This window comes from Nocardia tenerifensis NBRC 101015 (genome assembly GCF_000308715.1).
GTDB classification, from domain to species: domain Bacteria; phylum Actinomycetota; class Actinomycetes; order Mycobacteriales; family Mycobacteriaceae; genus Nocardia; species Nocardia tenerifensis.
In genome coordinates, this window is record NZ_BAGH01000184.1 from 77,202 (window position 1) to 89,039 (window position 11,838).

The window sequence follows — 11,838 nt, forward strand, 5'->3', positions numbered from 1 at the left end:
ATGACCGCCGCGAATACTCTCGACTGGTTGCTCGACGACATGATCTCCCGCCTCACCGGAGTCCGCTGTTCGGTGGTGCTGTCCACCGACGGCCTGCTTCTCGGCCGCTCGGCGGCACTCACCCGCGTCGACGCGGAACGCTTCTGCGCCATGGCCTCCGGGATGCACGGCCTCGCTCGCGGTGCCGACCTCGGGATGGCGGCCTACGAGGTGAATCGCGTCGCGGGTCGCGTCGGTGCGCACCTGTCGGTACCCGTTCTGAATGGGGACGGTAGGACGGTGATGATCCAACATATTGACTGTACGGACGGTCGGTGAGACTCTTGTTGTGCGGGTCACACAGCAGTGGCCCCGAGGAGACGTAGTGAACCAAGCCACGATCTTGTGCGAAGTCTTCCGGCGCGCGGCGACCGCGCGCCCGGATGCGACAGTCTGCGGACGCGGGGTCGAAGGCGGGTTCACCTGACGCTCCAAGCGGATACGGATGTGGCGGCAATCCGGATCCCCGGATGGCCGCCACTTCACCCCTCAGATATTCAGGTCTGCGTGGGACGCCGGACGCTAATTCATCGGCGGCCATTGCCAGGCCCCGCTGTTCCAGGAGTAGGACACGATGACGAATCCCACGACAATGTGCCAGGCATTTCAGGCCACCGTGAAAGGCGACCCGGGAGCGGTCGCCCTGCGCATTGTCGGAGGCGCACAGACAGTGACCTGGCGTCAGTGCGCCGACAAAGTACGCGCGCTCGCAGGTGGCCTGGCTGGGCTCGGAGTCGGGCGTCAGGACACCGTCGCATTGATGCTGACGAACAGGCCGGAATTCAACATTGTCGACGTCGCCGCCTTTCACCTCGGGGCGGTCCCGTTCTCGCTGTACAACACCAACTCGGTGGATCAGATCGCCTTCGTGCTGGCGAACGCGGGTTCCCGTGTCGTCGTGTGCGAGCGACAGTTCCTCGACAAGATTCGCGCGGCGGGCGGACCGGTCGAGCACATCGTCGTCGTCGACGACGCACCCGAGGGCACCATCAGCCTGGACGGGCTGGAGCAGCTCGCTGAGCCCGGCTTCGACTTCGAGGCGGCTTGGAAGGCGGTCCAGCCCACCGATGTGCTGACAATCATCTACACGTCCGGCACCACCGGTGATCCGAAGGGTGTCCAGCTCACTCATGCCGGCATGCTGGCACAGATGGATGCGCTCTCGCAGGTCATCGACTTCAAACGCGGCGACCGGCAGATCTCCTACCTGCCGTCGGCGCACGTCGGCGATCGGTTCAGCGCGCACTACGCCATGATCGTCTACGGTGTGCAAGTCACGACCGTGGCCGACCCGCGCGCGATCGCCGCGGCGCTGCCCGAGGCGCAGCCGACGATTTGGGCTGCGGTTCCCCGGGTTTGGGAGAAGCTCGAGACCGCGCTCGGGCTCGCGTTCGAAGAGGCTGAGGGCACCAAGGCCACGTTGCTGCACAGCGCGCTCGAGTTGGCGAAGCGGAAGGTCAGGGCGCAGGCGCGCGGCGAGGACCTGGGCTTGCTCGACAAAGTCAAGTACCAGGCGCTGGACAAGATCGTGCTGTCCAAGGTGCGGGAGAAGCTCGGTCTCCAGGATCTGCGCTGGGCATTCTCGGGCGGCGCGCCGATCGTGGCCGAGACAGTCGAGTTCTTCCTCGCCCTCGGGATCCGGATCTGTGAGGGCTGGGGCATGTCGGAGATCGGCGGCGGCGTCGCTCTCAACCCACCCGGCAGGCCCAAGGCCGGTTCGGTCGGCCCGGTGCTGCCCGGCAGCGAGATCAAGATCGCCGAGGACGGTGAACTGCTGGTCCGCAGCCCCTCGGTGATGCTCGGATACCGCAACGATCCCGTCCGCACCGCCGAGGCTATCGATACGGAGGGCTGGTTGCACACCGGCGACGTCGGCCGGGTCGACGAAGACGGCTACATCTTCATCACCGACCGCAAGAAGGACCTGATCATCACGGCGACGGCCAAGAACGTCGCCCCGGCTGCCATCGAGAACGCGGTGAAAGTCTGCTGTTCGTTGGTCGGTCAGGTGGTGCCGATCGGCGACAACCGCAAATACATCTCGGCGTTGGTGGTCCTCGATGCTGACGCCGCCGCCGCGTTCGCGAGAAAGCACGACCTCGACCCGTCGCCGGAGGCGCTCGCCGTTAACCCCAAGCTCGTCGCGACTGTCACCGCGGGGATTGCCGAGGCGAACGGCAAGCTGAATGGTGTCGAACAGATCAAGCGGTTCCGCATCGTCCGCACGTTCTGGGAACCGGGCGGTGACGAGGTGACCCCGTCGATGAAGGTTCGCCGGCGCGCCGTGATGACCAAGTACGCCGCGGAGATCGAGTCCCTGTACGCGGATTCGAGCGGTGAGGTGCACGAGGTGCGCACCCGGTAGCTCGACTGTGGTGGTCCGGGTGCCGGACCACCACCCCGTCGCTCAGATGCCCAGGCCCGCTTCGACTTCGGGCAACGCCTCGGCCAGCACCGACAGCCGCTGCGGGTGCGGAACGGTATCCGGGCAGGCGGTGATGGTGCACCAACAGGTCGCGCTGCTCGACGAAGCCGAGCGCAGCGAAGCGAATCCGGCCCACCTGACCTGCTTTTCCGGCTCGACCACATGTCCACCCGGGCCCCGCGCAACGCCGAGAGCCTGATCATCCTCGGCGGCCAGCAACCCGGGCGGCGCTGACGCAAGCCCGTGCCGGGGTGTCGTTGTCGAAATCGAGGATCAGGGTCTGGGCATGTCCGCCGAGGATCTGGCCGCACGCAACGAAATGCTGGCCAGGCCAGGGGATTTCAGTATCGTGGCGCTGTCCTCCAATATTCGGCTCGGCTTGTTCGTGGTGTCGAAGATCGCCGCGAACCACGGCCTCTCGGTCCGGGTTGTCGGAATCGGCCTACGGCGGTGTGCGGGCATGGTGCTGATTCCGACTACGATGATCGTCGAGTGCGGTACACACCTGGACGTGGCTCCCGTTCCAGCGCAGCCTGTTCGGTGCGCCTGCCCACGACGACGCCGACCTCGGTATGGCCGCCTACGAGGTCAATCGCACGGTCGACCGTGCCGGTGCCCACCTGTCGGCGTCGGCGCGCACCGGGTACCGTTGAAATCCCGCTCGTGACACGTTTGTGGGACGCCGCGATCGAGTGGGAAGGGTGGGATTGCGCAATTATGTTGTCCGACGGGGCCAAACTGCTGTTCTCGCCCACGGTGAACCAGGGATCGCGGACGAAGAAGTTGGCGTAACCGGTCTCGCCTGCGGCGGCTTTGTCCGCGTCGTTGAACAGCTGTGGTCGCAGCGCCTCGAGGCGGGCGGAACTCGCTCTGGGAAACGACCACGCTCCGCAGCGGCGCGAACTCACTGTCCACACGGACCTCCATCGTTTCAGCAACGATGAGATCCGAGCGTAAGTAACCGTATGACGTACGAGACAGTTCGCAACTATTTATGTCCCGTGCCGATGAACCTGAGCCAGCGATCGGGCTGTGACCTTGGTGGCTCACTTTCAGTGATAAGGGTTCCGGAGGCGGATTGTCATTGAAGGTGAGCCGAGTTGGCGTTTCTGCGTGGTCGTGGGCTGGGGCCTCGGATGTCGGTGAGGTAGTGCCGGAGCGCGCTGTAGGAGATCTCGGCGTGGTGCTGGTCGAGTAGCTGGTTCCAGATGTCCTGGACTGTCGCGGTGGGTGTGGCTTCGAGGATCGCGGCGATTTCCGGGATGTGATGCTGGATGCTGGTTCGTTCGCGGGCCCGGTAGTCCTTGCGGGGTGGCGGGTTGTCCAGGGTGAGCGCTGCGCGGACGGTGCGATATCCGACGTTGTGCTTGCGCTGGATCTCGCGCCCCGACAGACCCTTGTCGGCGTCGCGGCGAATGATGACATAGAGGGCCTGTTTGATGGAATCGTTGCGCTGCTTGGCTTCTCGTCTGGCCTGGGTGGTTCCCTGCTGTTTGGGACGGCGACGTTCTGCCAGCTCGGGAAACATGCGCATGAGGGCTGGGATTGAGCGGCCTGAAACCGCGGCGAGCTTGGCCGGTTCGATGCAACCGGTTCCCTGTCGGCCCGGTGTGATGTAGCGACGAAGGTAACTGGGCCGCAGGTGGTTCGCGATGGCTAATCGGATGACGAAGGACTCGGCGGTCTCGCCAGGTCCGGGTCGCAGCCGGACCGGTAGCGGTGCAGGAGCGGTGTCGGAGGTCATGAGGTTCTGCGATTGCGATGGACGGAATCTGTTGCGGCGTGGTCGAGTTCGATGGCGTCGAGCATCTGTTTGGTGATCTTCTCTGCGCCGGTGAGGATGGCTTCCAGTGCTGCTTCGCGAATCAGTGCTGAGAGGCTGCCCATCATCCCGTTGGTGCGTTTGTGCAGGTAGCGGTCGAGGTCGGTGAGTGTCCCGAGCGTGTGGTTGTGCAGGCGGAGGGTGTTCTCCAGGGTGGCGACGACGGCGCGCCAGTCGGCGGTGTAGGGGAAGCCGATGGTGCCGATCATGGTGAATCGGCCGGCGATCTGTTCGCCGCGGGTGCCGGAGAACAAGCCTTCGCGCTCGACGTTGATCCCGGCATAGACGAAGGTTGCCGGGATGCGTTCGGAGAAGTATTTCAAGGTGTCGGAGACCTCGGCTCCGGACTTGGTGGCCAGCGAAATGTTGTGCAGCTCATCGCAGATCACCACGCTGGTGCCGGTGTCGCAGCAGACGCCGCAGACCGCTTCGATGATGTCGGTGAGGTTCGCGCGTTGCGTGACCGGCAGGCCGAGAAACCGCGCGAACTCCGCGGCGAGCATGCGTGGCGTCGCCGCCGGTGGGACGGTGACGTAGAGGATCGGGATGCGGTCGTTGCGGTGCGGGTGACGGGCTTGGTCGGAGGCTTCGTGCATCTTGCCGAACTGAGTGATCGCGGTGGTCTTGCCGGTGCCGGCCGCTCCGGACAGGATCAGGCCCCGACGTGCGCTGACCGCGTGCCGGTTGAGCAGGGTCAACCGGCGGCCCTTCTGCGCGACGTTTCTGACCGTGGAGGTCGCGATCACGGTCAACCGAGTGTGGTAGTCGATGCGGGTTTCGTCGTAGCGGATGCGCTCGGCCTCATCGAGCCGCTCGAATTCATTCGCGGGCAGCAGTTCCGGGATGGTGGGTTTGTCCCGGGTGAATTGCCGCCAACCGGTCAGCGTGGTCAGCTGGCGGACCGGCTCGGTCACCGGATCGGCCGCGATGCTCACCAGCGTTTCCTCGCTTCCTCGAATGGATCGAACACGCCCAGCGGAATCACTTTCGCCATTGGCGCTTCGGCGATGGCAGCGGGCTCGGTGTCGTCGTCCTGCTGTGGTGCGGGTTTCGGTTGTGCGCGAGCGGTGGCTTCGGTGCGGCCGACGACCCTGCGGGTGCGGGCGCTGGATTTCGATTCGTTGGTCGGCGGGCCGTTTTCGGCCCGGTCGAGCAGATCCGCTGCGGCGTGCGCGATTTCGGCTTCGGTGGCGTGGTCGTTGCCGCGGCGAGCAAGGATTTCGCGGGCGTGCTGCCAGGCCAGTTCCCCGAAGGGTGTCGGGGTGGTCCGCAGGTGTGTCCAGGTGGCGGTGATCCAGCCGCCGTGGTGGTGGTTGCGGATCCAGACTCGGGAGACGTCGTAGGGGTCGTAGTGCAGTTCCCAGCGGCCGTTCTTGTGGTCGACGCCGGAGTGCTGGCGGCGGTAGGGATTGAGCGCTTTCGCGTCGTAGGTGCGTCGCGCGATCCGGATGCCGTAGGAGTTGATCACCCGCCAGGTGGACGGCAGCAACTCGACAAAGTCGTCGGCGCTCAACGGGACGGCGACGTGACCGGCGGCCGCGACCAGCGCGGCGTATTTCTCGTTGGGGCTCAGTGCCTTGTCCGGAGTGATCGGGTCGCGCAATCCTTCGTGGGGGCGGTTCTGCCAGACCGTGATCACCCATTCATCGAGCAACCCCTGCAACTCGATCATCGACCAGGCCGCCGACTCTTCGGCGCGGCGGCCGCGGCGTTCGATACTGGAACCGACGTAACCGGCGACGTGCTGGGCGAACAGGGTCGCCACCGATCCCAGGGTGCGCTCAACCACGGGCTTGTCAGTCGGGGTGTCGGGGTGCGCCGGTTGCAGGCTGATTCCCAAAGCTCGTGCGGCGCTGCGGAAGTTCTGCGACAAGAACACCTTGCCGTGATCGAACACGATCGTCTCCGGCGCGATCACCGGCCTGGCCGCGGCCTCGGCCAGGCGCTGATCGACACTCGTCAGGCTGCGATGCGGCAGCACCGACCGAGACATCCGCAGCGCATCGCTCCAGCCCGGCCGCATCGGCTCGGGCGTCAACGCCCGGGCCAGCAGCAACGCGGCGTCGACCGACTTCGTCGACGGTGCCAGCACCAGCGCGGCGATCGACCGCGTCGCCAGATCGACCAATCCGGTCATCTCGACCCGATCGACCTGGCCATCGCTCAGGACCACTCGAACATCCAGCGGTGTGGAGTCGATCTGCATCAACTCCCCGGGCCGGGCGGCGACGAGCGTGGAGAACGGGCCTTCGGGTTGTTTGGCCAGCGACCGGCGGGTTCGTGCCGACCCGAATGTGTGCTTGCCCTGCGACAACCGTGCGACCAGCCGATAGAAGGTGCGCTGTGCGGGCAAGGCGACCACTCCGGGCCCGTGCTCAGCGGCCAGCAGCTGTTCGGTGCGCCGCCGCAGCCGTGAAACCGTGCCGGTGGAGCGATCGGTCTCCTCGGCGATGGCGCGGGCAACCGCCTCGACCACCCTCGCGTCGACTCGGCCGGCCGGTGACCGGCCCCGGGTCGCGCGCTGATCGACCAGGCCCCAGATCCCGTCGCGTTCGTAGTCCAGACGGCGCCGTTTCAGCGTGCTCCAACCGATCCGGTGCCCGGCCAGCGTCAGCTCCTCGACCTTGGCCAGCTCGCGTTGCCGCAACGACCGTAGCCCAGCGTCATATTTGGGCTTCGACCGCTGCCGCGCATCCGGATCGGGCGGCAGACCAGTGAGGACCTCGACGATATGGCGTTCCCACCAGCGCGCCGCCTCGACCACCTCTGCGGGCAGGCTGTCGAGGCTTCGCAGCGGTGCAATCGTCGGGCCTGACAACACTTCCAGAGCCGGGTCGCCCAGCAGATCGGGCAACCGGGCGACCGTCGGCGCTCCGGCCGCGTCGACCAGACGAACGTGCTCGGCAGTCAGCGCCGCGACGGTGAATGCGTCACCGCCCCAACGGATCTCATCACCGACCCGCAGGATCGTGGAACGCGGGGTCGGCCTGGTCACCGCGAGCTCACCAGTGTCGAAGGGCCGAGTATCGCCGAAGACAGATCAATGACCAGCCGCTGCGACCACAACAGATGGAACAACGTCGGCAACACCACGATCGGCTCGCCCACCACGCTCGCTCCGGCCAGCAACTTCGTCGGCTCGGCGAAGACCGCCAGCAGCTCGGCCGCCAACCCCGACCGTAAACACCGCGGGTGTCGGTAGCCCGACAACCAGCGCAGATTCGCCGACAGCACCGCATCCAGGGCGCCGACACGGCGATAGGACCACCCGACCGCCGCGCAAGCCCGCCCAGTCGCCTCGAACGCTTCGGCATCGCGGGCCGCAATCCGCTCGTCGGCGCGGACATCGATAACCACCGCACCGCCGTCACGGGTGCGCGCGAAGAAGTCGGGAGCATGCCGCCGTAACCGGCCGTCCTCGTCTCGCCAGTGGATCCAGAACGGCTGGGCCGCAACCCCTATCACGTCCGGATCGGCGTCCAGGACGATCAGATGGTCCCGCTCGAGCCAGGACTCATGGCCGACATGGTCACCGGTCGTGGCCATCCACCACCAGCCCGGAAAGTTGGTCTGACCACGATAGGAGGCGAACTGCCGGACCGGGCTGCACCGCTCGAACGCCATGTTCCAGCACTGCGCCAACGCAGATGTCGAGACCTCGCCCGTGCGCGGGCTGTACTCCAAGACAAACGCGTCCAAACCGTCGACAACCGAACCCGACCACGACGCCACTGAACCCAAATCCAGTCCCCACCAACCGATGTCGAGCCCACCAGGACGGCCCAACTGTAGTGGCAAGCATCACCGCATGGCTTGGTTTTAGTGGCAATAGCCCATATTCACCGACAACGGACAATTTAGCAGCCGACTTTCGAGGAGATCGTTGGCTGGTTCTATCGGTGAATCGCGAGACCGTTGATCGGTGAATCCTGGTACCGGTTCGGTTCGGAAGTGGTTGGTATCGGCGAATTTTGGCACCACCTGACGGGTTGCGGTGGCAGGATCACCCTGCTATCACTCTGCATCGGCCCGTAGGAGCTGACCCGTGCCGCCGAACCAATCCAAGGCACAGCTGTATGCGGCGATCCGGCGGGACTCGCGAGCGGGGATGTCGGGGCGGGAACTACGGCGTAAGTACAACGTCGGCTACCACACGGTCAACGCCGCACTGACCTCGGCGTTCCCGGAGAAACGCAAGGAGTATCCGGCGCGGGCGTCGAAGCTGGATCCGTTCAAACCGTTCATCGACGAGACTCTGCGGGCGGATCTGGATGCGCCCCGCAAGCAGCGGCACACGATCAAGCGGATCTTCGAGCGGCTGATGGATGAGCGCGGCATGACCGACGTCGCCTATCAGACCGCCCGTGATTACGTTGATCGGCGCAAACCGCAGATCAGGGTCGAGGCCGGCCGCGAACCGCCGCAGGTATTCATTCCGCAGACACAGACGATTTGGCGCGGCGGATCGGAGCGCGGGCGCGCACGATCGGCGAGCATTTCGCGGTGGAGGCGCCGACGCTGAAACGGCTGCCTGTCGAGGAGTTCGAGACCGGATCGTGGCTGGCTACCCGGGTGGATCGGTATTCGATGGTCGCGGCGCGGACCAACAATACAGTGTCCCGATCCGGTTCATCGGCCGCCCGGTCCGGATCCTGTTGCATGCTTCCTGGCTGGTCGTCTGTGACTGCCGCACCGAGATCGCCCGCCACGAACGCTTGATCGGCAAGGCGTTGACGCGGGTGGAGCTCGATCATTATCTCGAAGCGATGATCCGCGAGCCCGGCGCGATGGCCGGGGCCACCGCGCTCCAGCAAGCCCGCCAGAGCGGCAAGTTCGCTAAAGCCACGACGCGTGGTGGGCCGCGGTCCGCAAGGCCCACGGCGAGCGCGACGGCACCCGCGCGATCATCGAAGTTCTTCTGCTGCACCGCAGCATGCCCCACGAGCAGGTCGTCGCCGGCTTGGATGCCGCGCTGCGCGTTGGCGCGCTGACCGCGGACGCGGTCGCTCTCGAGGCCCGCAAGGCGGCCGAAGCCACTCCGCGGCGCGCTCACGTCGTCGATCTCGACGAACCCGACCAGGATCCGGATCCGGTTGCGTCGCTGACCGCGCGGCGCCTGGCGCACCTGCCGCCCGATACCCGGCCCCTGCCCTCGGTCGCCATTTATGACCAGTTGCTTCGCATCACCAAACCGAGAACCGCCGAAGGGAATCCCTAGATGACCAGCCCGACCCCGCGCCGCCACGCATGACCGACCAGGCCGCTGACACCGCCGTCGACCAGGCATGCCGGATGCTGCGCCTGCCCAGCATCCGCACCCAGTTCAACGACCTCGTCGAAACCGCCACACGCGACCAGATGAGCTATCGGGCGTTCTTGGCCGAGCTGCTGCTCGTCGAATGCGATGACCGGGCACGGCGGCGCTCCGAACGCCGCATCCGCGCCGCCGGATTCCCGCGCGATAAATCGTTGCGGGCCTTCGACTTCGACGCCAACCCCAACATCGACCCCGCAGTGGTCAACACCCTCGCCAATTGCGACTGGGTGAAGAAAGGCACCCCGCTTTGCTTGATCGGGGACTCCGGGACCGGCAAGAGCCACCTGCTGATCGCGTTGGGCACCGAGGCCGCGATGCGCGGTTATCGCGTGAAATACACTCTGGCAACGAAATTGGTGAACGAGCTGGTCGAGGCGGCCGACGAGAAGGTCCTGGCCAAGACGATCGCCCGCTACGGGCGAGTCGATCTGCTTTGCATTGACGAACTGGGATACATGGAGCTCGACAAGCGCGGCGCGGAGCTGTTGTTCCAGGTGTTGACCGAGCGCGAGGAGAAGAACTCTGTCGCTATCGCCTCGAACGAGGCGTTCTCCGGCTGGTCGAACACCTTTCCCGAACCGCGGCTCTGCGCGGCAATCGTCGACCGGCTCACCTTCGGCGGGCAGATCATCGAAACCGGCACCGACAGTTACCGACTCACCCGCACCGCCGCACTCAACAACACCGTCAGCACCACTGCTCAGGCTTCCATGGCGCAGCAACCGGCATTCACCGACGCTCAACAGTCACTGGAAACCGTGCTCTGACCAGCAGATTATCGGCGAATTACGAGCCATCACCACAGCGAACGCGGCCGGGCCCGCGACACAAACCGCTTACCCCGACACGCTTCGCGCCGGCGGCTTCGCGACTACAGTCGCTGGTGACGGTGAGGAACGTCTGGACCTCGCGACCTCATCGTCCCGCAGATCATGCCTCACTCAGGTTCATCCAGGCCGTTCCGGCTCAATGACTTCCAGACGACCATTCGTTGGTATTGAGCGCGTTTCGTGAGATCGCGCTGTCCGCCGGACAGCGCGATATGCGGCATGCTCGGCGCCGCCACCAATCTCACCGACATCATCACGGCTTGCCTCCTGACACGCCCGGCGACCTGACACGCCGAGCGAGGTGACCTCAAAATTCGCCGATACGGCTGCCCTGGATCGCCCCTGAGTGACCTCGGAATTCGCCGATAACCGGTCTCGGAATTCACCCTTACAGCCACGTTGCCGAACGGGTTGAGCTATTTCCTCGCGAATTCGCTCAGATACAGGCAGATTTCGTCGATCGCATGGTTGGCCTGGGGGAACAGGGCGACCTCGGAGAGGAAGCCGTGAAAGACGCCGGAGTATCTGGTCAAGGTCACCCGAACTCCGTCGCGCCACAGCCGTGCCGCGTATGCCTCTGAGTCGTCGCGGAGCGGGTCGACTTCGGCGGTGATGATCAGGGCGGGTGGGAGATCGCGAAGTGTTGCGGCGCGCAGGGGCGCGGCGAGTTGGTCGCCGCCGGGGTGGTTCGGGCCGACGTACTGTTCCCAGAGCCACTGGGCGTCGGCGGCGCTGAGCAGCGGTGCGTCGGCGAACTCCGTCCATGCGGGGGTGGTGAAGGTGTCGTCGACGGCGGGGTAGGCCAGGATCTGGGTGCGGGGGAGGGTCAGGCCCGCGTCGCGGCGGTGCAGACACAGCGCGGCGGCGAGATTGCCGCCGGCGGAGTCGCCCGCGATGGCGATTCGATCCGGGTCGATGCCGAGTTCCGAGGCGTTCCGGATCAGCCAGGCGAAGGCGTCGACGCAGTCGTGTAGCGCTGCGGGATAAGGGTTTTCGGGAGCCAGGCGGTATTCCAGGGAGACGACAGTCCAGCCCGATCCCGCGGCGATCGCTCGGCACAGCTCGTCCGCACCGTTGAGGGTGCCGAGGACGAATCCGCCGCCATGCAGGTAGACGACAGCGGGCGCGAAGTCGCCGCTGGGCGTCCCGTCCGGGCGATACCGGCGGGCGAGGATCGCGCCGCCGTCGCGCGTCGATATGGTCAGTTGATCAACTTTATCCAAAGGAATCATCGGCTCGGGTGGCGCGTCCGTATTCGCCGCAGCGCGAGCCTGCTCGGGCCCCAGCTCGCGCAGAGTTTTCGGGATGATCTGGCCGAAGATGCGGGCCATCGCCGCGGCATTGTCGTCGAGCAGATTCCAGCACTCGGGGGTCTGGTCGTTCATGGAAAGCCTCGCAAGTTATT

The 11,838-nt window shown here is 65.7% G+C and carries 13 protein-coding genes; 6 read left to right on the top strand and 7 right to left on the bottom strand.

Annotated features, from left to right (window positions below; genetic code table 11):
* Both ON39_RS15250 and ON39_RS15255 read left to right on the top strand, forming a co-directional pair.
* The gene (locus ON39_RS15250; protein ID WP_051186648.1) at positions 1 to 318 is read left to right on the top strand and encodes a roadblock/LC7 domain-containing protein; all 318 of its coding nucleotides are present in this window, start codon (positions 1 to 3) and stop codon (positions 316 to 318) included.
* 295 nt (positions 319 to 613) lie between these two features.
* Entirely contained in the window at positions 614 to 2,404 is a 1,791-nt protein-coding gene (locus tag ON39_RS15255; RefSeq protein WP_040734693.1) for an AMP-binding protein, read from the top strand.
* A 42-nt stretch (positions 2,405 to 2,446) separates the two neighbouring features.
* Here the strand turns inward: ON39_RS15255 and ON39_RS15260 are convergent, their stop codons facing one another.
* The 5 genes from ON39_RS15260 to ON39_RS15280 all read right to left on the bottom strand — a co-directional run bounded on the left by ON39_RS15260 (position 2,447) and on the right by ON39_RS15280 (position 7,985).
* Positions 2,447 to 2,626, bottom strand: a complete 180-nt coding sequence (locus tag ON39_RS15260; protein WP_040734694.1) for a hypothetical protein — start codon at positions 2,624 to 2,626, stop codon at positions 2,447 to 2,449.
* A 919-nt stretch (positions 2,627 to 3,545) separates the two neighbouring features.
* Positions 3,546 to 4,208, bottom strand: coding sequence for a TniQ family protein (locus ON39_RS15265; RefSeq protein WP_040734695.1), 663 nt, complete (start codon positions 4,206 to 4,208; stop codon positions 3,546 to 3,548).
* Positions 4,205 to 5,221, bottom strand: coding sequence for a TniB family NTP-binding protein (locus ON39_RS48170; RefSeq protein WP_211336442.1), 1,017 nt, complete (start codon positions 5,219 to 5,221; stop codon positions 4,205 to 4,207). Before ON39_RS48170 ends, ON39_RS15265 begins: the two co-directional genes overlap by 4 nt.
* Entirely contained in the window at positions 5,218 to 7,176 is a 1,959-nt protein-coding gene (locus ON39_RS15275; protein WP_085998190.1) for a Mu transposase C-terminal domain-containing protein, read from the bottom strand. Before ON39_RS15275 ends, ON39_RS48170 begins: the two co-directional genes overlap by 4 nt.
* Positions 7,177 to 7,277: 101 nt before the next feature.
* Positions 7,278 to 7,985, bottom strand: a complete 708-nt coding sequence (locus ON39_RS15280) for a TnsA-like heteromeric transposase endonuclease subunit (protein WP_083894468.1) — start codon at positions 7,983 to 7,985, stop codon at positions 7,278 to 7,280.
* A gap of 346 nt (positions 7,986 to 8,331) precedes the next feature.
* Here ON39_RS15280 and ON39_RS51435 point away from each other — a divergent pair, with 346 nt between their 5' ends.
* From ON39_RS51435 to istB, 4 genes are read left to right on the top strand one after another with little or no spacing between them, the layout of a single operon-like run.
* Complete coding sequence (locus ON39_RS51435) at positions 8,332 to 8,808, top strand: hypothetical protein (RefSeq protein WP_040734697.1); 477 nt, start codon at positions 8,332 to 8,334, stop codon at positions 8,806 to 8,808.
* A gap of 34 nt (positions 8,809 to 8,842) precedes the next feature.
* The gene (locus tag ON39_RS50565) at positions 8,843 to 9,277 is read left to right on the top strand and encodes a Mu transposase domain-containing protein (RefSeq protein WP_246003124.1); all 435 of its coding nucleotides are present in this window, start codon (positions 8,843 to 8,845) and stop codon (positions 9,275 to 9,277) included.
* The gene (locus tag ON39_RS50570; RefSeq protein ID WP_246003125.1) at positions 9,247 to 9,504 is read left to right on the top strand and encodes a hypothetical protein; all 258 of its coding nucleotides are present in this window, start codon (positions 9,247 to 9,249) and stop codon (positions 9,502 to 9,504) included. Before ON39_RS50565 ends, ON39_RS50570 begins: the two co-directional genes overlap by 31 nt.
* A 29-nt stretch (positions 9,505 to 9,533) precedes the next feature.
* Positions 9,534 to 10,370 carry an IS21-like element helper ATPase IstB gene (istB, locus tag ON39_RS15295; protein ID WP_083894462.1) on the top strand — a complete coding sequence of 279 codons (837 nt, stop codon included), beginning with the start codon at positions 9,534 to 9,536 and terminating at the stop codon, positions 10,368 to 10,370.
* Positions 10,371 to 10,540: 170 nt separating this feature from the next.
* Here istB and ON39_RS48800 read toward each other — a convergent pair whose 3' ends face one another.
* Complete coding sequence (locus tag ON39_RS48800) at positions 10,541 to 10,690, bottom strand: hypothetical protein (protein ID WP_157195472.1); 150 nt, start codon at positions 10,688 to 10,690, stop codon at positions 10,541 to 10,543.
* 159 nt (positions 10,691 to 10,849) lie between these two features.
* Complete coding sequence (locus ON39_RS15300) at positions 10,850 to 11,818, bottom strand: alpha/beta hydrolase (RefSeq protein WP_040734699.1); 969 nt, start codon at positions 11,816 to 11,818, stop codon at positions 10,850 to 10,852.
* Positions 11,819 to 11,838 lie beyond the last annotated feature (20 nt).

Excerpts from the sequence above, each read along its gene's own strand:
- ON39_RS15250 (WP_051186648.1), top strand. The coding sequence starts at position 1 with ATGACCGCCGCGAATACTCTCGACTGGTTGCTCGACGACATGATCTCC.
- ON39_RS15255 (WP_040734693.1), top strand. The coding sequence starts at position 614 with ATGACGAATCCCACGACAATGTGCCAGGCATTTCAGGCCACCGTGAAA.
- ON39_RS15265 (WP_040734695.1), bottom strand. The coding sequence starts at position 4,208 with ATGACCTCCGACACCGCTCCTGCACCGCTACCGGTCCGGCTGCGACCC.
- istB (WP_083894462.1), top strand. The coding sequence starts at position 9,534 with ATGACCGACCAGGCCGCTGACACCGCCGTCGACCAGGCATGCCGGATG.
- ON39_RS15300 (WP_040734699.1), bottom strand. The coding sequence starts at position 11,818 with ATGAACGACCAGACCCCCGAGTGCTGGAATCTGCTCGACGACAATGCC.